This window comes from Kribbella sp. NPDC058245 (assembly GCF_042882005.1).
Classification (GTDB): Bacteria; Actinomycetota; Actinomycetes; order Propionibacteriales; family Kribbellaceae; genus Kribbella.
Window position 1 is genome coordinate 470,382 of the sequence record NZ_JBHVWY010000004.1, and the last position, 25,069, is coordinate 495,450.

Consider the following 25,069-nt stretch of genomic DNA (forward strand, 5'->3'; position numbering starts at 1 on the left):
ACTTTTTCGGCGCATGGACCCGAAAAAGTCACCCATAACGCAGAACACGCCCCACGCCGGCCGCCCGGCCGCTCGGTGGAACGTTCTGTCCAAATAGCGACCAGAACCGTCTACTCGGCGCGAATCTTGGACCTCAACCACACCCCGGAAGCCCAAGCAACGAGAACCGCGGTCGCCGACCGCACCATCCCCCTCAGCCACAGACCTGACCAGCCACCCTGCTTCTCAGTAGATCGGCCGCAGCGGCGAGCAACCACCGGGTACGCCGCCGGCCGCGCTGGTTGACCACGCCAAGAACCGCGGATGCCAGTGGGACCCAAACCGGTTCGGGAGGCAGCCCGCACCCTCAACACCCATCTGGGGAGAATCCACCCCCCGAACCGGACCGCGATCCTCCCCAAACCACGTCGGCACCGGCGGGGTCCTTCCCCAAAGCGGTTCGGGGAGGCGGACCGTCGCCTCAACACCCATCTGGGGAGAATCCACCCCCCGAACCGGACCGCGATCCTCCCCAAACCACGTCGGCACCGGCGGGGTTCCTCCCCAAAGCGGTTTGGGGAGGAAACCATCCATCACGTCGCGACCGGCCCAAGTGGCGGTGATCATCCGCTGAGCGGCCCTGACGCGGCTAGCGTCCGAAAACACGCCGACGACGCTCTCCGGTTGTTCGGACGTTGGGGGGGAATTAGGGGAGGGGGCGGTCCAGGACTGCTTTTAGGTGGCTGAAGGTGTCTAGGGAGTACTTGCCGTGGTAGCGGCCCATGCCGCTTTCGCCGACGCCGCCGAAGGGGAGGTCGGTGGCGGTGAGGTGGACCACGGGGTGGCCGAAGCCGACGGCGCCGGAGGAGGTTTCGGTGAGGATGCGGTGCTTGGTCTCGTCGGACTCGGTGAAGGCGTAGAGGGCTAGGGGCTTGTCGCGGTTGCGGATGAAGGCGAGGGCTTCGTCCAGGGACTCGACGGTGAGGATCGGGAGGATGGGGCCGAAGATCTCTTCGCCCATCACCGGGGAGTCGGGGGCTACGTCGGTGAGGACGGTGGGGGCGATGTACTTGGTGGCCTTGTCGGTCTCGCCGCCGACGACGACTCTGCCGCTGGCCAGGAGGCCGGAGAGGCGGTCGAAGTGGCGTTCGTTGACGATACGGCCGTACTCGTCGCTCGTGGACGGGTCGTCGCCGAACTTGCGGCGGACCTCGGCGGTGAGGGCGGCCTCGAGGGGCGCGGGGTCGCCGATCGCCAGGACGTAGTCGGGGGCGACGCAGGTCTGGCCGGCGTTCAGGAACTTGGCGCGGACGAGTCGCTCGGCGACCTTGGCCGGGTCGACGGCGGGATCCACGATGACCGGGCTCTTGCCGCCGAGTTCGAGGGCGACCGGGGTGAGGTGTTTCGCGGCGGCCGTCATCACGATCCGGCCGACCTGGCCGTTGCCGGTGTAGAAGATGTGGTCGAACTTCTGCTCGAGCAGTGCGGTGGTCTCCGGGATGCCGCCCTCGACGACCGCGACCGCAGAGGCATCCAGGTACGCCGGTACGTGCCGCGCGATCGTCGCGGAGATGGTCGGGGACAACTCGCTCGGCTTGATGACCGCGACGTTGCCTGCAGCAAGGATTCCGACGAGCGGGGCGAGGGCGAGGTGCAGCGGGTAGTTCCACGGGCCGACCACCAGCGCGACACCGAGCGGCTCACGGATGACTTCCGCCGTACCGGGCAGGAGTTTGTCCGGCAGCGGTGCCGGCTCCGGGGCGAGCCACTCGTCGAGGTGTTCGAGGGTGTGGTCGATCTCGTTGACGATGAACATCAGCTCGGTACCGCGCGCCTCGTCGGCGGGCTTGCCGAGATCGGTGTGCAGCGCGCCGACGAAGTCCGCGTCCTGCTCCAGCAGCATGGTCTTGAGCGCATTCAGCTGCTCCCGCCGCCACTCGACCGGCCGCGTGACGCGCGAGTCGAAGGTCGCGCGGAGATCGGTGACGAGCTGGGGAATGTCGGAGGTCATCAGTGGTGTCCTGTCGGGAGCCATTCGGGGCGGTTTGAGCCGCGGGGGACGAGGATGGCGCTGAAGGCACCAGGGGTGGCGGACATCTGCACCTGGTCGGTGACGCCCTGGTACAGGCCGAGGGGAGTTTCGGCGGTGAAGGTGTCGGGGTCCAGGTAGGCGTGGTCGCCGCCGCTGCCCGCGATCTGCCGGGCGTAGTTCTGGTCGAAGACGCCGAGGCTGATGATCCAGAGTGCGATCCGGGTGAGCGAGATGTGCACCCGGTACGAACCGCCTTCGGTGGCGCGGCGGATCAGCGCGGCGCAGATACCGGCGGTCGCGAGCCAGGGCACGAGGTAGTCGTTGACTACTCCGATGTACGGCAGAACCGGCTGGTCGGCTGATCCTTCCAGCGTCATCATGCCGGTCACACAGCCCGCGGTCTGGTCGAAGCCAACTCTCGTTGCCCACGGCCCCTGTTCACCGTGAAGCGAAACCGTGGTGTGGATGATGCCAGGCCGTATCGCCGCCGCCTGCTGAGGTGAGAGGCCCAGGGCGGAGACCTGGCCGGGACGCCGGTTGGCATAGAACACGTCGGCGCCGCGGAGCAGGTCGCGGACGGTCTCCATCGCGGCGGGGTTGCGGGCGTAATCGATAGTCGCGGACCGGACGCCGACGTTCGCCGTCATGTAGACGACCGGGTTCTCCCACTCGGTCGGCCGCCACAGGTTGAGCGCATCGGCGCCATGCTGGGCCAGCGCGCGACCGATCCCAGCACCCGCGATGACGTGACCGAGCCCCAGAGCCCGGATCCCGTCGAGCGGTTGCAGCGCGCCCGCCGGGAGAGGCTCGGGCGGTGAGTCGCCGATCTTCTCGATCTCGATCAGCGGGAGGCCGGCCAGGACCTCCTTGTACTGCGTGGTTTCCAGGAACTCTTCGGTACTGCGGACCATCGGCATCACGATTCCCGCGTCCGCACCGGCTTCCTCCAGCTCGCTGGCCTTCCAGCGGGCGATGGCAGCGGTGATCGCCGTCGCGTCGTCGTACGTGCGAAGCAGTTTGAGCGTTGCGGTCTTGAGCTTCGGGTAGATGTTGAGCGGCATCACCCAGCGGCCGTCGCCGGCGCGGTAGAACTTGAGCGACAGTGGGCTGGCCGGGTCGGCGGTGTTGGTCGGCGGCAGGCCGTTCACCAACTCCCACTTCTTGTCGTAGAACGGGCACAGCCGGTGCGGCGCCTTCCGCAGATCCATGCTGATGTCCTGCCCGGGCCCGCCCCGATGCCGCCACAACGCGGCCAGCGCGACGGACTTCGCCACGAGTCCGATGGCGGGCGCAGCTCCCAGCCGTACGGCGCTCGGCACGATCGGGTCCGCGCCGACGAACTCGACCTCTCCCCCGCAGTCGTCGGCCTTGAAGCCTACGTCCGCCAGCACTTCCTCCAGCGCGGCATGGATGTCGAAGTGGTCATCCGCGTCAGAGCGAATCGGGTTGGCAAGCGAGGCGCGCACCCGCGCAGTCACATCACTCATTGGGAGTCCTCAGAAGGAGCAGTTCCCAGCGCCTTCATCAAAGCGATCTGGGCGCTGTCGCGCTTCTTCGCGAGCTCGGCGACGGTGCCGCCGAAGTCGTCAGCCTGCTTGCTCAGCAGAGCCTTCGTGGGTTCGTCGAGGTTCGGGGTGCCTAGCTGACCCCACCGTTTCTGAAGCCCCGGACCTAGGTGTTCGAGGAAGTGCGGGAGGCCGCCGGGTCCGCCCCCGAGGTGGAAGCTGAGGAACGGGCCGCTGACTGCCCAGCGTTGGCCGAGGGACGAGGTGACGACCTCATCCAGTTGTTGCTCGGTCACCACACCCTCGGCGACCAGGTGGACGCATTCGCGGAAGATTGCCGCCTGCAACCGATTGGCGACGAACCCGGGAACCTCTTTGGCCAGCACGATCGGCTTCTTGCCGAGGCTGGTGTAGAAGTCCACCGCGCCCTGCACCGCTTCGGCTGAGGTCTGCTGGCCCGGCACGACCTCGACCAGCGGGATCAGGTGCGGCGGGTTGAACGGGTGGCCGACCACCAACCGCTCCGGCGCCTGCAAAGCAGTGGCGATATCGGTGGCCGGAATCCCCGAGGTAGACGTCAGGAACAGGGCATGCGCCGGAGCATTCGCCTCGATCGTGGTCCAGATCTGATGCTTGAGGTCGAGCCGCTCCGGCCCGTTCTCCTGTACGACGTCTGTGCCGTCGACCGCGCGCGCCAGATCGGGCTCGAAGGTCACCCGGTCCGTCAGCCCTGCACTCGACAGACCGAGCTCGTCGAGCGAAGGCGCCAACTCTGCCAAGCCAGCGTGGACGACGTCCTCGATGCCGGGAGCCGGATCGCTGATCACGACGTCGATCCCGTGTGCCGCCATCAGACCGGCCCAGGAGACGCCGATCACGCCGCCGCCGACAATGGTTGCCTTCATCATCGATCTCCGTCCAGGTAGTCGTGCACGACCGAGACCGGTCCGAGCGTCAGGTCGGTCAGGATGTGACTGGCCGACACGATCTCCAGCACCGGCAGATCGGCCAACGGTGCCAGCGCATGCGGCACCAGGTGCAGCCGGGCCGGCCCGGTCCAGGCACCCTTGATGGTCAGGTCGGTGAGCTGGCTGCGGACCAGTTCGCAGATCCGCGGCTTGCGGTCGTAGCCGGGCAGCAGCTTCAGCATGTACGTCGGCGCGGTCAGCTCGGCGCGCGCTTCGGCCTCGTCCATCACCTGGTGCTTGTACCCCATCGTCGCCAGCGCGACCTGGATCGAGCCGTAGTCCAGCGTCCCGATCAGCGTGTCCGAGTCCACGCCCAGCGTCGGCTTGCCGAACTTCTTCGGGTACCCGGAGTACTCGCGGCCGCTGGTGATCGCGCCGAGATGATCGACGTACATGCCGAGCGTGAACTCACCCGGCGCACCGTCGTACTCGACGAGCGCGACCTGCCCGGATTCGGTGTAGTCGCCGAGCCCGGCCACGTCGGGCATCCGCATCACCTCGAACCGGACCAGCGGGTCGGTCACCTTCAGCGGCGCCGGGACCAGCGCGTTGAGCGCGTCCGGGTCGGTCCGGTAGGTGATGTTCAGATACTCCCGATCGGTGAACCGGTAGGGCCCGCGCGGAAAAGCCGGCGAGGCCAGAGGAGTGGTGAGCTGGGCCCTGACGTCGTCCTCGGACATGACCATGAAGCCGATGCTATGACACAGGTCTTGCTACCGTGCGGCGCATGAACGCTTTCGCGGTTCGGATCGCCATCGACCTCGACGCGCCGCCGACCGAGGTCTGGCGGGTGCTCACCGACAGTACGGCGTACCCGGAGTGGAATCCGTTCATCATCTCGTTGACCGGTGAGTTAACGGTCGGTACGACGGTCACCACCCGTATCCGGGACGCGGACGGCAAGGAGCGAACCTTCACCCCGCGTGTCCTCGTGGTCGAGCCGAACCGGGAGCTCACCTGGCTCAGCCGGGTCGGCTTCGGCGGTCTGTTCGACGGCCGGCACAGCTACCGACTCGAGGAGTTGCCCGGTGACCGAACCAGGCTCCGCAACGACGAGGAGTTCCGCGGCATCTCGGTACCTTTCCTCCGCTCGATGGTGCGCAGGACCATCGAGCCGCAGTTCGTTGCGATGAACAACGCCTTGGCGGCTCGGCTGGCTCAAGACGTCTGACTGCCACCCAATGACGGGCTCGTGGCGTGGCGGATGAGCAGGGTGGGCGGTTTCGTCAGGCCTACCGACCAGATGTCGGTGCTTCCGTCGGCGGCGCGGAGCGGGTAGAGCAGCGTGTCGTTGTCGCGCCAGACCGGTTGGTCGTCGAGCAGGCGGTCGTCGGGCGGGTTGGTGATCTTGCGGGTCGCGAGGTCGAGGACCGCGAGGCGCCATTTGCCGGTGGCAACCTTCTGTTTGTAGGCGATCCGGCGGCTGTCGGGTGACAGCGACGGGCACTCGACGTTGCGGGCGATCGCTTCACCGCGATAGAGCCGGTAGTCGGCTTCGATCAGGTAGGTCTTCCCCTTGCTGCCCATGGTCAGGTAGAAGCGGTTGCCGTCGGCAGCGAACGTGATACCCCAGTAGTTCACGTCCGAGGCGAAGTAGCGCTCGCCGTCGACGAGGATCGGCAGCGTCTCGATCGACTTGATCAGCCGCTTCTTGTCCAGGTTGTAGAGGCCGGTCCGGGTGGAGAAGCCGGTGGCGGCGTAGGAGTCGCCGGTGACGAAGAGCGTCCAGTTCACGATCCGGCCGTTGGGCGAGACGCGCGCGCGACTCGGTGTCCCGGGCAACGTTTCCCGGTGGATCTCCTGCAGGTTCGCGTCGAGAACGAGCATCTCGGTCACCGGTGGCAGCGAATCCGGTTTGAGCCGCAGACAGATCGCTGTACCGCGAGCTGCTGCGAACCGGTCACACGACAGCTCCCCCACCTTCCGGGTGGCCCCCGGTTCAGCCGCCGGGACCGCCGCGAGCTTGCCGTGGTCGGGCCCGTCCGCGAGGTTGCGGAAGAACAGCGTCGACCGATCCAGCGCGAGCGACTGCCCGGTGCTCACCGGTACGGCGTTCACAGTCGCGCCGCCGTGTCGCACCGAGACGACGTACCCGGCGGCACCTCCGAGCAGTACGACGAATCCGGCGATCAGCCCGATGATCTTCTTCATCGTGCGGCCTCCAAAGGTCTGATCACGGCTGCGGCGACGGTCACCATCAGCAGGACCGCGGCGAACAGGAGCAGAGCCGGCCGGACGTCCCACAGCGTCCACAACAAGCCGACGGTCACGGCGGAGACCATCCGCGCCAGCGCCTGCCCGGTCTGCAGTACGGCGAGGCCACTCGCCCGAAGCCCCGTCGGAAGCATCGGTCCCGCAGCCGCCGGGAGCACTCCGTCGGTAGCGGCGTAGAACGCGCCGTGCAGAGCAAGCGCCAGCCACCAGTTGCCGATCGGCCCGCAGACCAGCAGGATCGCGACGATCAACGCCAGGTGTCCGGCGATAAAGATCTTCCACCGGCCGATGCGGTCCCCGAGCCGGCCGAGCGGGATCGCCAGCAAGAGGAAGGTTCCCGCCGTACCGAGTGGCAGCAGCGGGAACAACCGGCCGTCGATGTCCCAGCGCCGTTGCAATGCCAGGTAGAGGAATGAATCCGTGACGGTGAACAGACCCAGCGCCGCCGCCCAGATGCAGCAGCGCCGGAAGCTTGTCTCCCGCAACAACCCCAGCATGGTGCGGAAGGACGGTTTGGTCTTGACCGGCTCGCTGCTGATCCGGGTCCGGTTCGGGACCAGGACGACAAGCAGCAGGACGGCGCAGGTCGCCAGCGAGAAACTGGTGACGAAGACGGCGTCGTAGTTGCCCAAGGCAGCCCACAACACCGCGGTCGCGGCCAACGGCCCAAGGAAGGCCCCGACCGTATCCATGGCCCGGTGCACACCGAACGAGCGACCGAGTGTCTCGGGCGAACTGCTGAGTGAGATCAAGGCGTCCCGCGGGGCGGTCCGGACGCCTTTGCCAGCTCGGTCGACAGCCAGTACGACGCCGATCGCGGGTACCGAAGAGCCGGCCACCAGGAACCCCAGTTTCGCGGCGGCCGAGACGCCGTACCCGATGCCTGCAACGGCCTTCAGCCGCTGCCAGCGATCAGCAACATGCCCGCCGACCAACCGCAGTACGGCGGTGGCACCGGCGTACAGGCCGTCGAGCAGGCCGAACTGCAAGGGGTTCAGGCCGAGGCCGAAGACCAGGTAGAGCGGCAGGATCGCGGTCACCATCTCGGCCGAGATGTCGGTCACCAGACTGACGATGCCCAGGGCAACGACCGTGCCGGGGACCCGGGTCAGGACCGAGCGGGCTGGTGTCGCCCGGGCCGCGGCGTGGTCCGCGGCCCGGGTTCCGGCGAGGTACATGACTTCAGCCCTTGGCCCGGCAGTTGTACGTCGGGCTGCTGTCCTCGACGTTGTTGTTCAGGCCGAGCAGCTGCGAGGTCCACGAGTTGTCGGTCATCGTCAGCTTGATCACGCCGTAGGTGCTGAGCAGCTTGGCCGTGGTCGGGTGCGCGGGCGACAGGTCGTACGGGTGCGCGCCACCCATCCCGCCGACGATCTCGACCGTCCCGTTCGGGTCGGCGTTGCCGTCGCCGTTCATCGGCACGAACCGTTCGTAGTCGTGGTCGTGACCGTTCAGCACCAGGTCCACCTTGGCACCGGTCAGGATCCGCCAGAACTGTTCGCTGTCGTCGTTGTCACCGTGATCGCCCGAGCTCCAGCGCGGGTGGTGGAAGTAGGCGGCGACACAACCCTTGGTGTTCTTCGCCAGGTCGGCGCGGAGCCACGCGAGCTGGTCGTCCCGCGGTGTGGCCAGGGTGTCGTGCGTCATGTAGTCGCTGGAGTCCAGAGCGATGAAGTGCCAGTTCCCCTTCTCCCAGCTGTAGTAACGCTTGCCCTGAGGCTTCGCGATGGCGTCCCCGAAGTACTTGTCGTAGCCGTTGTACTTGGGGCTGTCGTAGGTGTCGTGGTTGCCGGTGACCGGCTTGGTGATGCTCTTGTACTTGCCCCACGTCTTCGCGTAGTAGTTGGTGTAGTCGGACAGATGTGCGTCGTCGTACTGGCTGTCGCCCATCGTGATGAGGTTGGCCGGCTTGATGAAGTCGACAACCTTCACCGTCTTCGGGTGGATGCACGTCGAGTCCGACGCGGTGCACTGCTCGGCGATGTCACCGGCAGCGGCAAGCACGAACTGACCGGTGCCACCGGCGCTCGTCTGCACCGTGATCGCCGCACTCGCGGCGGACACGTTGTCGGCCAGATCACGCGCGCGCACGCTGTAGCTGTACGACGTGTCGGCGGTAAGGCCGGCATCCGTGTACGTCGTGGTCGTGGACGTCGCGACCGCGACCCCGTTACGCAGGATGTCGTACCCGGCGACGCCGACATTGTCGGTCGACGCGGTCCAGCTGAGCCCGACCGACGTGGCCGTGACAGCTGAGCTCGCGAGCCCGGTCGGGACCGTCGGCGCCTGGGTGTCACCGGTCGAGTCCGAGACGCCGTACACCTCGGCCTCGAACAGCGAATACCCGTACGCCGTTCCGCGCTTCGTCCCGACCACTCGCACGTACCGGCCGTGGCCGGTCAGTCCGGTGATGTCGTCGGTGGCGCCGTTCTGACTGGTAAGGCTTTTGACAGTACTGAAGGTGGTGCCGTCGTTGGAGACCTCGATCCGGTACTCCTTCGCGTAGGCGGCCTCCCAGGTCAGTTTGACCCGGTGGACGTCGGCCGGCGAACCGAGGTCGATCCGCAGCCACTCCGGATCGTGGCCTTCCATGCTGGCCCAGCGGGTGGCGGTGTTGCCGTCAACCGCCTTGTCTGCCGTCGTTGTGTTGTCCTCGATGCTGGACGCGAGGACCGGTTTTCCCCGCGACAGCAGGGAATCTGCAGTGGTACCGGCGATGGCTGCCGATCCACCCAGTGCGGCGACCAGGACGACGGGTAGCAGCGTCGACAGCCGGCGCAATCGTTTGCTCATGACAACCTCCGTGGGGCGTGCCGGAGAAACTGTTAGGAAGGTTACCTAACAGTCCGAGCACGGTAAACCCCCGGTGAACGACTCGTCCAGTGCTCAGGCGGAGTGAGTTGTGCCGCGCAGCACGAGCCGCGCCGGTACGACGAGCTCCTGCGGACCCGCCGGCTCGGCACCCCCGAGGTGGGCCAGCAGCCGGGCCGTGATGGCCTCGGCCATCTCCTCGTGACCAGGATTGATCGATGACAACGACGGCACCAGGTACGCCGCTTCGTCCAGGTCGTCGAAGCCGATCACCTGCACATCGGCCGGGACCCGCAGCTCCGCATCCGCCAACGCCCGCAGGGCTCCGATCGCCACCACGTCGGTCAGCGCGAACACCGCATCGAAGGAGATACCGCGATCGAGCAACGATCGGATCGCGTCGTACCCGTCCTGCAAACGGAAGTCACATTGCACATTGAGCTCGGGATCGACCGGTACGCCGGCATCGTCGTGCGCGAGCGCATAACCGCTGGCGCGCAGTCCCGGCATGTTCGCGGCGCCGGAGGGTTCGCCGCCGATCATCGCGATCCGGCGGGCGCCGGTCGACAGCAGATGCGCGGTCGCCAACCGGGCACCGCCGACGTTGTCCATCATCACGTGGTCGAACCGCGACGGCAGTGCGCGCTCGCCGATCATCACGACCGGCGCATCGGTGTTCAGCCGGGACAGCTCGCCGGGGTCGATGTCGACCACGCTGAGGATCAGGCCGTCGTACATGCGGAGCCGGGAGAACGCGACCGCGTCGAGCTCACCCTCGCGGCTCGCGCCGGTCCGCTCCATCACGATCCGCAGCCCGTGCGCCTCGAACCGGTCCGCCAGCCGGCCCGCCAACTGGGCGAAGTACGGGCGCTCGAGCTCAGGCACGGCGAGCCCGACCACTCCGGTCCGGCCCGCGCGCAGATGCCGCGCGGCCAGGTTCACCTGATACCCGAGCTCGGCGATCGCGCCCAGAACCCGCTCCCGGGTCGCCGCACCGACCCGCGGCCTGCCGTTGACAACATTCGAGACCGTCATCGTCGACACCCCCGCGGACCGGGCGACATCTGCCATCGTCACCACGGAGGCCTTCTTCATAGGCCCAGCGTAGTGGCCGGACAGCCCTTTTAATTAAGGGCTGGTCCGCTGAGCGTCAGGACTCGACCCGGGTACGGCGTTCGCGGACGGCCGCGTACCCGAATCCGGCCACGGCGAGCACGATCCCGCCACCGGCCAGACCGCCGACCAGCGTCATCCGCTGGTTGAGGCGATCGTCGCACTCCATCGGCGTGATGCCCTTTTCCGGCGAGTACACCGACCCACAGCCGACGTTGTCGACCTCGAGCGGACGGATGGCGAGGAACAGCCCGGTCAGCAGCAGGAGCACGCCCACTGCACCGAGCAGCTTGGTCAGCACGTCCCTGCCGGTAGCAGTCCACGACGCGGGCCCGGGGCCGGACTCGGCAGGAGGGCAGGCAAGCCCGACCAAATCGCGGTGGTCAGACCCTGCATGCACGCTCACACTCCCTGGACGCTTGTCAGATTTGATCAAATCTAACGCGTCTAGCCACGGTCGTAGAAGTCCAGGCCCACCCGGGCGGGCAATCTTCACTCATTCCTAACGCTCCTCCCCGGTAGTAACGATCCGCAGAGCTAACCGGTTCACCTGGCGGCACGGCGAAGCGCCGTTTCCCGCCGATCGGCCACCACGGACCCCGATTCCCGGCGCGCCATCCGGCGCAGCACGACCGGCGCGAGCAACAGACCGGCCACCGCCCAGAGCCCGAGCACACCGGCCGTCTCGAAGTGCCGCCACGATTGACCCACCTCGACCACCACCGCTTCGTCGGGCAGCAGCGCCGACCGCATCCCGAGTCCCATCCAGTAGATCGGGGTCAGCTGGCCGATCCACTCCAGCCAGCCGGGCAGCGCGGTGATCGGGTAGAAGATGCCGGAGATCGCGATGAAGCCCAGCATCGGCAGCTGGATCAGACCCTGCGCCCGCGCCGAAGTGAAGACAGATCCGAGTACGGCGCCGATCGGCAGCGTCGCGACCATCCCGAGCAGCAGGACCCAGACCAGCGTCAGCCAGCCGGACGCATCAACGCTGAGACCGCCGACGATGATCAGCCCCGGAATCAGCACGATGACGAGATCCGCGAGCAGGGAGCCGGCCACCGAGATGACCTTGCCGATTAGATAGCCGCGCATGCCGTTCGGTGTCGCCTTCGCTCGCAGCAACGTGCCGTCCTCCCGATCGGCGGTCAACTGCTGACTCATGCTGACCATGCCCATCGCTGCGTTCATTCCGAGAATGCTCGGCAGTGCCAGCGCTCCGAGCAGCAGGCCGCTCGACCCGAAGTCGCGATGCCGGAGAAAGAACAGTGCAGCCAGCGTGAGCACCGGCCAGAGGAAGTGGCTGACCAGCTCAGGCCCGTTGGTGAACGACTGCCGCAGCTCGATCAGTCCGCGCTGCCATCCCGCCCTCACGACGCCACCAGCGCTAGATAGGTGTCCTCGAGCGAGGCCCGGCGGACCTCCAGTTCGCGGAGCTCCGCGCCGTACTGGGCGAACAGGCCTCGGACGAACTCGGTCGAGTCCGGCGTCTTCTTCCGGAAGCCTCGCCCGTCGACACTCCAGCGGACCTCGTCCTCACCGGCGATCGCGGCGGTCAGCTCGGCAGTCGTTCCGGCGGCGATGATCCGGCCGCCGTTCAGGATCAGGATCCGGTCCGCGAGCCGGCTGGCCTCGTCCAGGTCGTGCGTGGTGAGCAGGATCGTCGTGCCGTACTCGGTCGCGAGCCGGCCAACGAGCTCGTGGAACTCGCGGCGCGCCTCGGGATCGAACCCAGTGGTCGGTTCGTCGAGGAACAGCAGCTCGGGCCGTCCGACGATGCCGATCGCGACGTCGAGCCGCCGCCGCTGACCACCGGACAACATCCGGATCTTCTTCCCGGCGCTGTCGGTCAGCCCCACCTCGGCGAGCAGCTCATCAGCCGGCCACGGCCGCTCGTAGTACAGGCCGAGGTGGTGCAGGAGTTCGCGCACTCGCCAGTTGCCGTGATCGCGCCAGGACTGGAGCACGATCCCGACCCGTGCGCGCCAGCTCTCATCGGCGTGCGCCGGATCGACGCCGAGCACCTCGACCCGACCGGCCGAGCGGAGGCGGAAGCCTTCGAGGATCTCGATCGTCGTGCTCTTCCCGGCACCGTTCGGCCCGAGCAGGGTGAGCACCTCCCCCGGCCGCGCCGCGAACGACACATCACGCAGTACGTCGACCTCGCCGTACCGCATCTGCAAGCCCTCAACGTTCATCATGGCTCGAAAGCTACGTTGCGTTCATAGCTCTGGAAAGCTCAAATAGACTGATCTGTGCAATGATATGAGAGTTAACGCACCGATGTTGCAATGACTTGAAGGTGAACCCATGCCCGGTGGCCGGCTGTCCCATCAGGAGCGGCGCGCGATCGCGGCCGGCCTGAACGACGGACTCGGGTACGCCGAGATCGCGCGGCAGCTCGACCGGCCGACCTCGACGATCAGCCGCGAGGTCGCACGCAACGGCGGCGGACGCGGTTATCGCGCCGACCACGCGCACTACGCCACCTCGTCGCGAGCGCGGCGCGCACGGCCGCAGACCCCGCAACGGCCGAGCGACACCGACCAGTACGCCGAACGCTTCGCCACGATCATGGTCGAGGGCGGACTCCCCCGAATGGCAGCACGGGTATTGGCCCGGCTCTACACCGCGGACAGCCGCAGCCTGACCGCGGCCGAACTCGTCACCGCGCTGCAGGTCAGTCCAGCCTCGATCTCGAAGGCGATCGGCTACCTGGAACAGGTCGGCATGCTGCATCGCGAACCCGATCCGCGGCGCCGGTTGCAGCACTACGTGATGGCCGAGGACGTCTGGCAACAGGCCTGGAAGATCAGTTCGCGAACCAACCTCGACTGGGCCGAGACCGCGGCCGAAGGTGCCGAGCTGTTCGGTCCCGACAGTCCGGCCGGTCGACGGCTGGCGCAGATGGCCGACTTCTTCGGTCAGCTCGCCGACGATATGAGTGGTGGGCCTGGGTTCGACGTCATCGACGATGCGTTGACGGTGCTCGCGGCGTACCGGGAGGCCGGTCGAGTGATCGAGGACGAGCGAGCGGCCGCCGTACTGGGCTGGTCGGTTGACCGGGTGAAGACCGCGCTGGAGTTGGCCGCGACTACTCGATTGAGCCCCGAGCAGCGAGCAGACCTCGCAGCAGGCGCGGAGTGATCGTGCCGTCGGCCAGGCCGAGTTCGACGAGGTCGTCGAAGACCGCCTGATCGGCTGCGGCCGCGCGGATGCCGCGGGTGAGGACGTGCGGGGAGTTGGTGAGGTACGCCGTCAGCGCGGTGTGTCGGAGGTGGCGGCCGAGGAGTTTACGGACGCTCCGGTTGTAGCGGCCGCTGGCGTCAGATTCCTTGCTACGCAGGGATTTCGCGACCGCCTGACCGGCGAGCAGGCCGGTGGCGATCGCGTAGTAGATGCCTTCGCCGGTCATCGGGTTGATCAGGCCGGCCGCGTCGCCGGCGAGCAGCACCGGTCCCTTGGGCGGTCGCCAGGACCAGCCAGTGAGCGGGAGGTGATGGCCTTGCCATGCCTCGCCGCCGACAGTTGCGCCGGGGAGCAGCCGGTCCAGCTGCGCGAGTAGGTCGGCGCGCGTCGGATGTGGACGACCGTCGGCGAGGCGTTCGCCGTACCCGACGTTCGACCAGCCGTCACCGCGATCGAAGGACCACGCGTACGACGGTTGCCGGCCGGCGCCGTACGCGATCACCTGACTCGCAGACCGGGCTGGCGGGGTGGGCGCGTAGCCGCGAATCGCGAGGGCGACCGGACCAGGCGGTGCCCCGAGCTCCCGCCGTACGACGGAGTGCGCGCCGTCGGCCCCGATCACGAACCGCCCATCCAGCTCATCCAGTCGGCGCACACGTCGCCGTACAAGCTGTGCACCTGCGGTTTGGGCGGCCACCACCAGGCGGTGGTCGAAGACTGCACGCGGGACCACCCAGTTGGGTCGGGCCATGTCGCGTTCGACTCCGACAGTCCCGTTGGTCAGGACGAAGCGCCGTACCGGGGTCCAGTCGTCGACGAGTCCGGTGACGCCGACCGCGGCGAGTAGGTCGAAGACATGCGGGGCGATGCCGTCACCGCAGGTCTTGTCGCGCGGAAAATCATGCCGATCGAGCAGCGCGACCGAGAGGCTCGGGTCGACGGCCAGTGCGCCGAGAGCCGCCGCGGCTCCGGCCGGTCCGGCGCCGACGATCACCAGGTCCCACACAACGCCTAGTGTCGCATTGGTCTAGGTGCTCTTCGAGGCTGTTCGAACAGGTTCTCGCGGCCACGGCCGACGGCGACGATCAAAGGCATGAGAATCCGCCTCCTCGCGACCGCCGTACTGCTGCTCGGGGCAGCTCTGGTCGCTCCCAGTACCGCGCAGGCCATCGACCTGCAGATCGAGAGCGTCGCGAACGGCCCGGTCTCGCGGCAGGAGATGCTGCTGCGCACGGCGTCGTGGATCCGCGACAAGGTTCCGTACAGCCAGGACAACAACAGCCCGCATGTGAACGAGTTCGGCAGCTACCGCCGCGACTGCTCGGGCTACCTGTCGATGGCCTGGCACCTGAGCAGCTCCCTCAGTACGGCGACGCTGCCAACGGTCATGCATCAGATCACGTACGACGATCTGCAGCCGGGCGACGCGTTGTGGCGGCGATCGGGCGGCGTGAACCACGCGGCCATGTTCGTGCGCTGGTTCGACACCGCACGGACGCGGCCGATCGTGCGGGAGGAGTACGAGACCGGGCGGATCGCCGAAGAGCGGACATGGACGAACAGCTACCTGCTGACGTTCACGCCGTACCGGTACAACAGGGTGGTCGGCGCGACCACGAGCCCGGTGTCGTCGATCGGTCAGGACGTGACCGGGCGGCTGATGCGGTTCGAGGCGACGGCGGACGGCGCGGTCCAGCTGTCCGAGCAGACCGCTCCGGCGTCGACCAGTTGGCAGACCGGCACGATCGATCCGCCGGGTGGCGTCGTTCCCGGCGTACCGATCGCAACCTCGGCCGACTCGATCGGGCGGGCGTACTACTTCGCGCGGACTCCCGACAACAAGCTGCGCACCGGTTGGGAGACCAGCCCCGGTGCGGGACCGTGGCTCTCGGCAACGATCGAGCCGACTACCGACCTCGATGGTGTCGTCGAGACCGTTCAGCCGGTTGGCCGTCCGGCCACGGTGATCGATGCCCGAGGCAAGTTGACGTACTTCGTCCGCACCAGCGACGGCCGACTGTTGCACGGTTGGCAGGACCAGCCCGGCAGCTCGGTCTGGCACGCGACCATCATCCGCGACGACGCCGGCCAGGCCGTGCAGCTCGATGGTGATCCGGTCGTCTCGCAGGATGTGCTCGGCCGGATCGCGTTCCTCGCTCGCACCTCCGACGGCAAGCTGCGCTACGGTCGCCAGGCCGCGCCGGGTACCGGCCCGTGGGTGATCAGCACGCTCGCGGCGTCCGGCATCGTCGGCAATCCGTCGGTCGGGCTCGATGTGTCGGGCAAGCTCGTGTACTTCGCTCGCGGGACCGACGGCAAACTCCAGCACGGCTGGCAGGCGACTCCGGGTGCGGACACCTGGCAGTCGACCGTCGTACCGCCGACCACGGACACCGACGGCGTCGAGACCGTACAGCTCGCGGGCGATCCCGTGATCAGCATGGACAACAGCGGCAAGCTCACGTACTTCGTCCGCACCACCGACAACCGCATCCTGCACGGCTGGCAGAACGTGCCCGGCTCGGACCCGTGGCACGCCACGATCATCCGCGACGCCACCACCAGCCAGGCCGCCCCGGCCACCGCCGACCCGGTTCTCAACACCGACTCGGCCGGCAAACTCGTCGTACTGCTGCCGACCACGTGGCTCTACCAGCACGCCCCCGGCACCGGCCCTTGGCACTTTGGGGCAATCACCGGGTAGCGCCTGAACTACCCCGATGTGGGTCCTTGAGCCACTGCGGGCGGATAGAGCTCAGCTCTAGCGTCTGCAGTGACTTCAAGGAGGGGACGATGAAACTACTGCTGGCCCTGGCACTTGTGTGTGCTTCGACCGGTACGGCGGTTGTCGCGCAGGCGGCACCGGTTCTTGAGTGGCATCAGTGCGCGTTGAATGCCAACGATGAGGAAGGCAAGGCGCTCGACGCGGCCGGGGCGCAGTGTGCTGAACTGAAGGTGCCGCTGGACTACACCCGGCCGAACGGTCCGAAGATCACGCTGGCGATGTCACGGATCAAGGCGACCGAGAACCGCATCGGCGCGCTGGTGCTGAACAACGGCGGTCCCGGCGGTACAGGCCTGAGCGCCGCGCTCGACCGGCCGGAGGCGATGCAGACTGTCGGCAAGCGCTTCGACCTGATCGGGCTGGACCCACGGTTCGTCGGCCGCAGTACGCCGATCGACTGCAAACTGCCGTTCGCCGGCTGGCCGTGGGCGAGCGGCAGCACGCGAGCGTCGTACGCGCAGGACGTCGCGATCCAGGCCGACGTCGCGAAGCGCTGTACGGCGGAGGCCGGGCCGGTGCTGCAGTACGTCAACACGCGGAACACCGCTCGGGACATGGATCAGGTGCGGATCGCGCTCGGCGAGCAGAAGATCTCCTACCTCGGCTATTCCTACGGCAGCTATCTCGGGGCTGTGTATCTACAGATGTTCCAAGGGCGGACCGACCGGGTCGTGCTGGACGGTCCGGTGAACCCTGCGACCTACAGTCCGCGGCTCCTCCAGTCGACCGGCCCGGTCAACGAGGACAACCTGCGGGCCTGGGCGACCTGGGCGGCCGCGCGGAACTCGACGTACAAGCTCGGAGCGACGACGCGACAGGTGCTGGCTTCGATCGACCGCGTCTACCGGCACGTGCGGACGACCGAACTGGAGATCGGTGGGCACAAGGTCGGCGAAGGTCTGGTGCCGATGCTGTTGTTCGTGTCGATGAACGACGACCGGGACTCGGCCCGCGCCGATGCCGCCGTACTGGTGCAGACGTTGGTGAAGGCAGTCGACGGGCCGGTCACCGATCCGCGGGCCGACCTGGCTGAGCTCCTCGATCTGATCCTCTCCCCAGCGATGTCGCAAACCATCAGCGCCCAGACCGCGATCGTCTGTGGCGACGCGACGGCGCCGCGCGATCCGCAGGTCTATTGGCGCGACATCCAGGCGCACCGATCCCGTGAACCGCACTACGGGACGCTCACCCGGAGCATCTCGCCGTGTGCGTTCTGGCCGGTCCAGCCGCAGGAGGCCCCGACCCGGATCGCGAATGCCGAGCACGCGCTGATCGTTGGCGGTGAGTACGACCCGCGGACGCTGCACGAGAATGCCGCCGTACTGAAGAAGAGCATCAGTGGCTCGCGCACGTTGACGGTCGCGGGTGCGCGGAAGCACGGCATCTTCGGCGAGTACGGCAACGTGTGCGCCGACCAGAAGGTCGTGTCCTATCTCTTCAGCGGCAAGCTGCCGGCGACCGACCAGGTCTGCTAGTAGCCCGGTCGTCGTCCAGGCTTGTTCGGACGACGAGACGTCGTACGGCGGGGGCGTGCCGCATGGCCCCCGCTTGCCGGGGCGGACGGGGTGACCGGCCGCGCTTCGTCGAGGTCGACCACCTTGGGTGGCGGCGGGACGAAGAGCGGTACGGTCCGCTCCGTCGGGGCGGGTGGCGGTGGAGGGGGCGGCGGCGGGGCTGGTGCTCGCGCGGCCGACTCCTTACTCACTCGGGGGACGCTCGCCACCGCGACCGCAGCCACCGGCGGCCGGACCGTTCGGCGGGGAAGTTTGGTGCGCAGCTCGATTCCGAGCACCTCGATCAGGCGGCTCCAGGCGACGACCATCACCGCGACCGCGAAGATCGTCAGGCCCGCGAACAGGATCGATTGGAACCCGGCCGCCCAGTTCGAGCGATCGGTGCGCGTCATCGCGGCGAGCATCGCCACCACGACCGCGTTGGTGATGCCGACGGCAACAGCCACTCCGACCGTCCTGAGCAGCACCCGCCGCTCCAGACCGACATCGTCGGCCGCGGCCACCAATCCGGCGATCAGCCCGGCCAGAACCGGCACTGTATAGACGAGCGCCAGCGTGAGACCTGGGCTCGCCACCAGATAGAAGACGTCGAACACCAGCGCGGTCCCGGTGAGAGCGGCCGCGAAGCAGACCACCATCGGCGGATACGCCCGCACGATGGCAGCCGCGTCCGCGGGCACCGTCCTGATCATCCCGAACGCCAAACCACCGGCTCCATCCGCTTGTCCTCCCCCATTGTGCCGCCACCACCACTCGCCGTACTCAACGAGCCCAGGCGAGTCGCGTCATCCCCCACCACCCATTTGACTGCCTAGCCACCCGAATCAGGGGTTCGGCACCCTGGTTAAGGGTGGAGAACCCCCCATTTGAGTGCCTAGCCAGCGAAATCGCGGGGGGTGGGGGAGGTTGCTGGGGGCAAGGGTCAGGCGGCGACGGGGATGGGGGCGAGTTTGGCGCGGAGGTCGTCGAGGGTTTTGCGGAGGACGCGGGAGATCTGCATCTGGCTGACGCCGATGTCCTTGCCGATCTCGGACTGGGTCCAGCCCTCGACGAAGCGCAGGTGCAGGATCCGGCGTTCGCGGTCGTTGAGATCGGAGAGCACCGGCTGCAGCATCTCGACCGTCTCGAGCTGGTCGATGCTGTTGTCGTCGGCGTCGGCGACCACGTCGGCCAGGGTCAGGTCGGCGTCGGTCTCGGCCGGGCGGTCGAGCGACAGCACGTTGAAGCAGCCCTTCGCGGCCATCGCCTGCTCGACCTCGGTCACCTCGACCTCGAGGTGCTCGGCCAGCTCGGCCGGGGTGGGCTCGCGGTTGAGCTCCTGCTCCAGCTCCGGCAGCTTGCCGGCGATCGTGCCCTGCATCTCCTGCAGGCGGCGCGGGATCCGGACGGTCCAGGCGCAGTCACGGAAGTACCGCTTGACCTCGCCCCGGATGGTCGGGATGGCGAACCCGATGAACGGCGTCTCCGCCTCGAGCCGGTAGTGGTGAGCGGCCTTCACGAGGCCCAGGTAGGCGACCTGCTCGAGATCGTCCGCCTCGGCGCCCCGGCCGCGGAACCGGCGGGCGATACCGCGCGCCATCTCCAGATTGAGCTCGACGACCTCTTCGAGCAACTCCTGCCGCTCGGTCTCGTCGGTGCTGGCGGCCCGGCGTTCCATCAGTTCCCGGGTGGTCGCTTCACGAGCGGCCCGATCGGCCGCGGTAGAACACTGAACAGTGGTGGTGGAGCTCTTCATGTGGATGACCTCGCGACTGTCGTCACGGCGTAGCTCTTAGCTGAACCACGGTCATGCCTGCCTGCTGCCCGTACCCATCGGGCCGGATCGCATGCGCCGACCTGCCAGAGACCCCGCTTTGCTCACCGTGCGCAAGCGAATCGATCTCTCCAACGGTCGTTTGAGCCTGCTGACATGACAGTGGGTAATGGAGCAGACACAGAGCCCCCAAACATGTACGATGCAAATGCAAGCCCAAATGCACGTGCATATGCCAAGGACGTACGGAAGGTGCAGCTGATGACTGCTATCTACAACGGCATGCCCGGCGACTCCATGACAGAGCTGGTGTGGAAGAAGAGCCAGCGGAGCAGCCCCCAGGGCAACTGCGTAGAGGTGGCAAAGCTGCCGGGCGGCGGCGTGGCGATGCGGAACTCGCGTCACACCGACGGACCGGCACTGGTATTCACCAAAGCGGAGATCGAGGCTTTCCTGGGCGGTGCCCAGGACGGGGAGTTCGACTACCTCGTCTGACTCGGTAAGTCTCCTGAAAAGGACCAGGGCCCCTTCGCCAGGCGAGTGACGAAGGGGCCCTTTTTCATGCCCTCACCCCTGAAGGCCCCGGACAACGTCGAAGGCCGGCCCTCGGAGGGAGGGCCGGCCTTCGGTGTTGCCGGAAACGTCTTCTGTATTACTACTGCACGGTGAGCGGCCAGAGCTGTTCACTGCTCGGCAGCTCGGAGGCCTTGCCGGTGGCCGCGTTGTCCACGGTGATCCGCAGGCCGGTGAACTTCGGCGTCATCACCCGCTGGTACCGGGAGGCACGGTCAGGTTCGGCCAGGTACTCCGCGATCAGGTGATCTCCCAGCCAGATCCGTACCATCTTCCGTCCTCCTCGGTCTGCGTTCATGGGGCCAGGCTCACGATGGGGTCGCCGTCGAGCTGACGGACACCGCGCAGCCATCCTTCGAAGGCCCAGCGCTGCTGCTCGGGGCAGCGCGCCACCAGCTCCTGGATCTCCCGCTCAGTCAGCTCGTCGGGCGCGCGTCCGCCTGCGTAGGCGGAGTGCTCGGCTACCTCACTGTCGTCGTCAATCATCGACTCGGGTTCCCCAACCAGTCATGCCGGTGCGCTCGTCACCAGCGATCTGTAGGACCGGCCTGCCAGGTCTCACGCAGTAACAGGATGCGAGATCCAGCTCACCTTCTGTGCATGAAGTAATCATGGCGTCGGCACGCTGCGAATGCAAGCGCCCGATGCACGTGCATCCGCACGTTTTCCATTTTGAGATAACAATCGACCGTTTTACGCCTGAACCAGGCCCGCCAGGGCCCGATCGAACGCCGTTCGACGGCTCGCCGGGCCCTGACTTTGTCTTGACAAATTGGATGCCCGATAGGCTGCGTGTGACAGGGGTGAATCACCGATAGTCACGACAGATGGCGATTCGCGTGGCTTATGTAAGAACTTCGGCAGATTCAGGCTCGGGCATGCGATGATGTCTGCCTGCGAGCCCGGTTCCGGCCGGAATCGCAGTGCGGACGCTGAGGACAACGCTGGTAAACACAGCACTGGGGGCCGGAGGTGAGTGTGACCGAGTCGGGCGCGCAAAGCGGGCCGACAGCACTCCGCATCATCCTCGGAGCGCACCTGCGCCGGATGCGTGAGGCCGCCGGAATCAGCCGGTCGGATGCCGGTTGGGAGATCCGCTCGTCGGAGTCGAAGGTCAGCCGGATGGAGCTCGGCCGGGTCGGCTTCAAGGAGCGTGACGTTCGCGACCTCCTGACTCTTTACGGCCTCGACGACGGCGAGGAGCGCGAGCGGCTGCTGGCGCTGGCCCGCGAGGCGAACAACCCCGGCTGGTGGCACCGCTTCGGCGACGTGCTGCCGAGCTGGTTCCACTCTTATCTGGGACTGGAGTCGGCCGCCGCGCTGATTCGTTCCTACGAGCTGCAGTTCGTGCCCGGTCTGCTGCAGACCACGGACTACGCCCGCGCGGTCGTCCAGCTGGGCCGCGGCCTGGTCACGGCCGAAGAGGTCGAGCGCCGGGTCAACCTGCGGATCAGCCGCCAGGAGGTGCTGACCCGGCCGACGCCGGTCCGGCTGTGGGCGGTGGTCGACGAAGCAGTGCTGCGGCGGCCGATCGGTGGCCAGAAGACCATGATGATGCAGCTCGACCATCTGATCGAGATGAGCGCCCTGCCGAACGTGACGCTCCAGGTGATGGGCTTCAACGACGGCGGCCACGCGGCCACCGGCGGCGCCTACAGCATCCTGCGGTTCCCGGAGCCGGATCTCGCCGACGTCGTCTACATCGAGCACCTGACCAGCGCGCTGTACCTGGACAAGCAGGAAGACCTCGATCAGTACACGGCCACGATGGAGGCGCTCTGCGTCGCCGCTCCCCCGCCGAACAAGACCCGCGACATCCTCACCAAGATCCGCCGCGACTTCGACGAATGACACAGTGACGAATGACGCAGTGACGAATGACGCAGTGACGCGGTGACGCGGTGACGAATGGCACTGTGACGCCTGACCGGGGCCCCGTCCCGGCGTCATCGTCGTTCGCGAATTCTCAGTCCCAGGCTTCGGTCACGGGCGTCATCATCATGGGTCGACCCTATGAACGGGGCCGCCCGCGGACCATCCGAATCTGAACGACCGAACGGGACCTCGAAACGCGAGGTTGTGGATAACTACTGGGCGACCAGGCCGGCGATCATCGCGATCGTGTCGCGCGGGCCGAGCGCCATCGCCCGCAGCGTGTCGAAGACGATCCCGTACCGCTCGACCTCGGATTCCTTCTCGAGGAAGAGGTTTCCGGCCCAGCGCTCCTCGCAGATGAGGTCGGGCGCCGCGTTGCCGAAGCCGAGCCGGATGAAGGAACCGATCATCCCCGGATGCGCGCCCTTGTCGAACGGGATCACCTGCAGGTTGATGTTGGGCCGTTCGCTCAGCTCCAGCAGCCGGCGCAACTGCGCGCGCATCACGGCCCGGCCGCCGACCTCGCGGCGCAGCGCCGCCTCGTCCATCACCGCCCAGAACTGCACCGGTTCCTCCCGTCCCGGTGCCGGCCGGGTCAGGATCGCCTGCCGCTCGGCCCGGACCCGGACCAGCTGCTCGATCCGTTCCTCCGGGATCGGTACGACGTCGAGCAGGCTGGCCCGCGCGTACTCCGGCGTCTGCAGCAGGCCAGGGATGAGCAACGCTTCGAAGTTGTGCAGGGTGCTGGCCTCGGCCTCGAAGCTCATGTACGTCGAGTAGCCGGCGGAGATCTCATCCGCGTGGACGCGGTACGGCCCGAGCCAGCCAGGGCTCTTCGCGTCCCTGGCCAGCTCGATCAACTCGGTACGGCGCCGCTGCGGCACGCCGTACAGGTCGAAGAGGGTCTCGAGGGTGCCGCTCTGTGGTTTCGCCCGGCCCTTCTCGAGCCGCCACAGCGTCCCTTGGTTGACGCCGGTCTGCTCCTCGACCTGCTCGCGCGTCAGTTGGGCCTCGGCGCGCAGCGAGCTGAGTTCAGCAGCGAGGCGGCGGAGACGCACGGTGGGCGGGCCGGGCGGGGTCGGCATCCCCTCAGTCTACGAGCGCAGTCCCTGCAAGAACTCCAGTAGCGCGGCGTTCACGACCTCGGGTTTCTCCTGCTGCGTCCAGTGCCCACAGCCGGGAACGTCGACGACTCCGCGCAGGTTCGGCACGATCGCGCGCTTGGCGTCGTCGAACGGATACATCATCCGTACGGCGTCCTGCTCGCCGCTGATGTACAGCGCCGGCGGGGTGATCGGGGCGTCCTGCCAGGCCGCGGTCTGCTCCCAGTTGCGGTCGAGGTTGCGGTAGTAGTTCAGTCCCCCGGTGAAGCCGCTGGCGCTGAACTGTTCGACGAAGGTCGCCAACTCCTCCTCGGAGATCCAGGCCGGCAGCGTCTCCGGGCTGTCGAACTTGCCGGCGAATCCGGGCGTCGGGTCGGCGGCGGGAGTCCCGCAGTAGATGCGACGCAGCGAGTCGGCAACGTCCTTGTCCAGCTCGGCATCGGCGACACCGGGCTTCTGGAAGTAGTTCTGGTAGAAGTCCGCGCCGAACGTCCGCGCGGACATCGTCAGTGGCGGCAGCGGACCGCGCGGGAGCGGCGGCACGCTGATCCCGACCACACCCCGTACGACGTCCGGCCGCAGCAGCGCGGTGTTCCACACAACCATCGAACCCCAGTCGTGGCCGACGATCACGGCCTGTTCTTCGCCGAGCTCATGGATGAGCGCGACGACATCGCCGGCCAGGTGGAAGATCGAGTACTCGAGGACATCGGCCGGGCGCGCGCTGGCGCCGTACCCGCGCTGGTCGAGCGCGACCGCGTGGTAGCCCGCAGCCGCGAGGGCGGTGAGCTGATGCCGCCAGGCGTACGAGGTTTCCGGGAATCCGTGCACCAGCACGACGAGCGGACCTTCGCCCTCCTCGGCGATCTGGATGTCGATCCCGTTCAGCAGGACGTGACGATGACTAGGCACGACTATGTCTCCTCAGTTATTCGGTGTGTTTGCCGATCGATTCCAGCAGTGCTGCGCGCTTGATCTCGATCTCGACCAGAGCCGCGTCAGCGGTGGCCTGGACGTCGCCCGGTCCAGGCTCTTCGGGGCCGAGCAGCGCGGTGGTCGCGACCGCGACGACTCGGAAGGGATCATCCACCGAGATCGACGACAGCACGCGGCCGCCGATGGCCGTGCTCATGAACCCCAGGAACAGCGCCTGCAGGGCGTAGGCCTGGTCATCGAAGGTCCAGTCGGTGCGGGCGAGCTTGTGCCGGCGCCACACCGGCAACGCGACGCCTATCAGTGCGGCCGGGCCGAGGTTCGCCAGCAGGTCGGCGCTGCGGGGGTGCTGGGCGAGCACCCCGAGCAGGTCGTCGTCCTCGATCTGGAGCGCGCAGATGAACGGGTGCTCGACCGTGCTCCGCACCAGCATCGGCAGCAGCCGGCTGGGACGCGCACCGTCGGGGTCGGTGGCCAGCAGTTCACTGAAGCCGTCGAGGGCAGCCAGGAAGTCGCGGCCGAACAGGCCGACGAGGAGGTCCTCGCGGGTGTCCCAGTGCAGGTAAATGGTGCCCTTGGCAACATGTGCCCGGTCCGCGATCTCCGCGACCGTCAGCCCCTTGACCCCACGCTTGAGCACCAGCTCCCGCGCGGCGCCGAGAATGCGCGCCGCGCTACCGGAATCCTGCTCGGCCAGTACCGCCATCATCATCCTTCCGTCA

At 67.4% G+C, this 25,069-nt stretch carries 25 protein-coding genes; 6 read left to right on the forward strand and 19 right to left on the reverse strand.

Translation table 11 applies throughout. The features are described 5' to 3' along the window. Window positions 1-685: 685 nt before the first annotated feature. Genes ACFVWG_RS11550 through ACFVWG_RS11565 form a run of 4 tightly spaced genes read right to left on the reverse strand, consistent with a single transcriptional unit; the run spans window position 686 to window position 5,170 of the window. Window positions 686-1,990 carry an aldehyde dehydrogenase family protein gene (locus ACFVWG_RS11550; RefSeq protein ID WP_391543135.1) on the reverse strand — a complete coding sequence of 435 codons (1,305 nt, stop codon included), beginning with the start codon at window positions 1,988-1,990 and terminating at the stop codon, window positions 686-688. Beyond that, on the reverse strand, window positions 1,990-3,498 hold the full coding sequence (locus ACFVWG_RS11555; protein ID WP_391543136.1) for a CoA transferase: 1,509 nt from the start codon (window positions 3,496-3,498) through the stop codon (window positions 1,990-1,992). Before ACFVWG_RS11555 ends, ACFVWG_RS11550 begins: the two co-directional genes overlap by 1 nt. Continuing rightward, window positions 3,495-4,421, reverse strand: coding sequence for a 3-hydroxyacyl-CoA dehydrogenase NAD-binding domain-containing protein (locus tag ACFVWG_RS11560; RefSeq protein ID WP_391543137.1), 927 nt, complete (start codon window positions 4,419-4,421; stop codon window positions 3,495-3,497). The genes ACFVWG_RS11555 and ACFVWG_RS11560 overlap by 4 nt, the downstream gene beginning before the upstream one ends. Next, window positions 4,421-5,170: an acetoacetate decarboxylase gene (locus ACFVWG_RS11565; RefSeq protein WP_391543139.1), complete on the reverse strand. Its 750-nt coding sequence runs from the start codon at window positions 5,168-5,170 to the stop codon at window positions 4,421-4,423. The genes ACFVWG_RS11560 and ACFVWG_RS11565 overlap by 1 nt, the downstream gene beginning before the upstream one ends. A 41-nt stretch (window positions 5,171-5,211) precedes the next feature. Between ACFVWG_RS11565 and ACFVWG_RS11570 the strand changes: the two genes are divergently transcribed. Next, the gene (locus tag ACFVWG_RS11570; protein ID WP_391543140.1) at window positions 5,212-5,655 is read left to right on the forward strand and encodes an SRPBCC family protein; all 444 of its coding nucleotides are present in this window, start codon (window positions 5,212-5,214) and stop codon (window positions 5,653-5,655) included. Here ACFVWG_RS11570 and ACFVWG_RS11575 read toward each other — a convergent pair. From ACFVWG_RS11575 to ACFVWG_RS11605, 7 genes are all read right to left on the reverse strand, one after another. Then, on the reverse strand, window positions 5,643-6,635 hold the full coding sequence (locus tag ACFVWG_RS11575) for a TolB family protein (RefSeq protein WP_391543141.1): 993 nt from the start codon (window positions 6,633-6,635) through the stop codon (window positions 5,643-5,645). The two genes, ACFVWG_RS11570 and ACFVWG_RS11575, sit on opposite strands and share 13 nt — an antisense overlap. Continuing rightward, window positions 6,632-7,876 (reverse strand): MFS transporter, encoded by a 1,245-nt coding sequence (locus ACFVWG_RS11580; protein WP_391543142.1) that lies wholly within the window; start codon window positions 7,874-7,876, stop codon window positions 6,632-6,634. Before ACFVWG_RS11580 ends, ACFVWG_RS11575 begins: the two co-directional genes overlap by 4 nt. A 4-nt stretch (window positions 7,877-7,880) precedes the next feature. Continuing rightward, a complete protein-coding gene (locus ACFVWG_RS11585) occupies window positions 7,881-9,491 on the reverse strand; it encodes a discoidin domain-containing protein (protein ID WP_391543143.1) in 1,611 nt (536 codons plus the stop codon). Window positions 9,492-9,584: 93 nt separating this feature from the next. After that, a complete protein-coding gene (locus tag ACFVWG_RS11590; protein ID WP_391543144.1) occupies window positions 9,585-10,604 on the reverse strand; it encodes a LacI family DNA-binding transcriptional regulator in 1,020 nt (339 codons plus the stop codon). A gap of 55 nt (window positions 10,605-10,659) precedes the next feature. Continuing rightward, a complete protein-coding gene (locus ACFVWG_RS11595) occupies window positions 10,660-10,923 on the reverse strand; it encodes a hypothetical protein (RefSeq protein WP_391543145.1) in 264 nt (87 codons plus the stop codon). 245 nt (window positions 10,924-11,168) lie between these two features. Further along, the gene (locus ACFVWG_RS11600; RefSeq protein ID WP_391543146.1) at window positions 11,169-11,996 is read right to left on the reverse strand and encodes an ABC transporter permease; all 828 of its coding nucleotides are present in this window, start codon (window positions 11,994-11,996) and stop codon (window positions 11,169-11,171) included. Beyond that, entirely contained in the window at window positions 11,993-12,823 is an 831-nt protein-coding gene (locus ACFVWG_RS11605; protein ID WP_391543147.1) for an ABC transporter ATP-binding protein, read from the reverse strand. Before ACFVWG_RS11605 ends, ACFVWG_RS11600 begins: the two co-directional genes overlap by 4 nt. Before the next feature lie 109 nt (window positions 12,824-12,932). Here ACFVWG_RS11605 and ACFVWG_RS11610 point away from each other — a divergent pair, with 109 nt between their 5' ends. Next, on the forward strand, window positions 12,933-13,769 hold the full coding sequence (locus ACFVWG_RS11610) for a helix-turn-helix domain-containing protein (RefSeq protein WP_391543148.1): 837 nt from the start codon (window positions 12,933-12,935) through the stop codon (window positions 13,767-13,769). On the opposite strand, the gene ACFVWG_RS11615 is transcribed toward ACFVWG_RS11610, so the two are convergent. Beyond that, a complete protein-coding gene (locus ACFVWG_RS11615; protein ID WP_391543149.1) occupies window positions 13,717-14,817 on the reverse strand; it encodes an NAD(P)/FAD-dependent oxidoreductase in 1,101 nt (366 codons plus the stop codon). The two genes, ACFVWG_RS11610 and ACFVWG_RS11615, sit on opposite strands and share 53 nt — an antisense overlap. 87 nt (window positions 14,818-14,904) lie before the next feature. Here ACFVWG_RS11615 and ACFVWG_RS11620 point away from each other — a divergent pair, with 87 nt between their 5' ends. Both ACFVWG_RS11620 and ACFVWG_RS11625 read left to right on the forward strand, forming a co-directional pair. Then, the gene (locus ACFVWG_RS11620; RefSeq protein WP_391543150.1) at window positions 14,905-16,515 is read left to right on the forward strand and encodes a hypothetical protein; all 1,611 of its coding nucleotides are present in this window, start codon (window positions 14,905-14,907) and stop codon (window positions 16,513-16,515) included. 89 nt (window positions 16,516-16,604) lie between these two features. Next, window positions 16,605-18,071, forward strand: a complete 1,467-nt coding sequence (locus ACFVWG_RS11625) for an alpha/beta fold hydrolase (protein WP_391543151.1) — start codon at window positions 16,605-16,607, stop codon at window positions 18,069-18,071. On the opposite strand, the gene ACFVWG_RS11630 is transcribed toward ACFVWG_RS11625, so the two are convergent. Continuing rightward, window positions 18,068-18,802: a hypothetical protein gene (locus ACFVWG_RS11630; protein ID WP_391543152.1), complete on the reverse strand. Its 735-nt coding sequence runs from the start codon at window positions 18,800-18,802 to the stop codon at window positions 18,068-18,070. The two genes, ACFVWG_RS11625 and ACFVWG_RS11630, sit on opposite strands and share 4 nt — an antisense overlap. A 230-nt stretch (window positions 18,803-19,032) precedes the next feature. Beyond that, window positions 19,033-19,845 (reverse strand): SigB/SigF/SigG family RNA polymerase sigma factor, encoded by an 813-nt coding sequence (locus ACFVWG_RS11635; protein ID WP_391543153.1) that lies wholly within the window; start codon window positions 19,843-19,845, stop codon window positions 19,033-19,035. Window positions 19,846-20,124: 279 nt separating this feature from the next. Here ACFVWG_RS11635 and ACFVWG_RS11640 point away from each other — a divergent pair, with 279 nt between their 5' ends. Beyond that, on the forward strand, window positions 20,125-20,358 hold the full coding sequence (locus tag ACFVWG_RS11640; RefSeq protein ID WP_391543154.1) for a DUF397 domain-containing protein: 234 nt from the start codon (window positions 20,125-20,127) through the stop codon (window positions 20,356-20,358). Between the two features lie 160 nt (window positions 20,359-20,518). On the opposite strand, the gene ACFVWG_RS11645 is transcribed toward ACFVWG_RS11640, so the two are convergent. Further along, the gene (locus ACFVWG_RS11645) at window positions 20,519-20,734 is read right to left on the reverse strand and encodes a hypothetical protein (RefSeq protein WP_391543155.1); all 216 of its coding nucleotides are present in this window, start codon (window positions 20,732-20,734) and stop codon (window positions 20,519-20,521) included. Then, window positions 20,731-20,922, reverse strand: a complete 192-nt coding sequence (locus tag ACFVWG_RS11650) for a hypothetical protein (RefSeq protein ID WP_391543156.1) — start codon at window positions 20,920-20,922, stop codon at window positions 20,731-20,733. The genes ACFVWG_RS11645 and ACFVWG_RS11650 overlap by 4 nt, the downstream gene beginning before the upstream one ends. Before the next feature lie 492 nt (window positions 20,923-21,414). On the opposite strand from ACFVWG_RS11650, the gene ACFVWG_RS11655 reads away from it, so the two are divergent. Further along, window positions 21,415-22,287: a helix-turn-helix domain-containing protein gene (locus ACFVWG_RS11655; protein WP_391543268.1), complete on the forward strand. Its 873-nt coding sequence runs from the start codon at window positions 21,415-21,417 to the stop codon at window positions 22,285-22,287. Between the two features lie 236 nt (window positions 22,288-22,523). Here ACFVWG_RS11655 and ACFVWG_RS11660 read toward each other — a convergent pair whose 3' ends face one another. From ACFVWG_RS11660 to ACFVWG_RS11670, 3 genes are read right to left on the reverse strand one after another with little or no spacing between them, the layout of a single operon-like run. Next, window positions 22,524-23,396, reverse strand: coding sequence for a helix-turn-helix domain-containing protein (locus tag ACFVWG_RS11660; protein ID WP_391543157.1), 873 nt, complete (start codon window positions 23,394-23,396; stop codon window positions 22,524-22,526). Window positions 23,397-23,405: 9 nt separating this feature from the next. Then, entirely contained in the window at window positions 23,406-24,326 is a 921-nt protein-coding gene (locus ACFVWG_RS11665) for an alpha/beta fold hydrolase (protein ID WP_391543158.1), read from the reverse strand. 16 nt (window positions 24,327-24,342) lie between these two features. After that, a complete protein-coding gene (locus tag ACFVWG_RS11670) occupies window positions 24,343-25,053 on the reverse strand; it encodes a TetR/AcrR family transcriptional regulator (RefSeq protein WP_391543159.1) in 711 nt (236 codons plus the stop codon). Window positions 25,054-25,069: the final 16 nt, after the last annotated feature.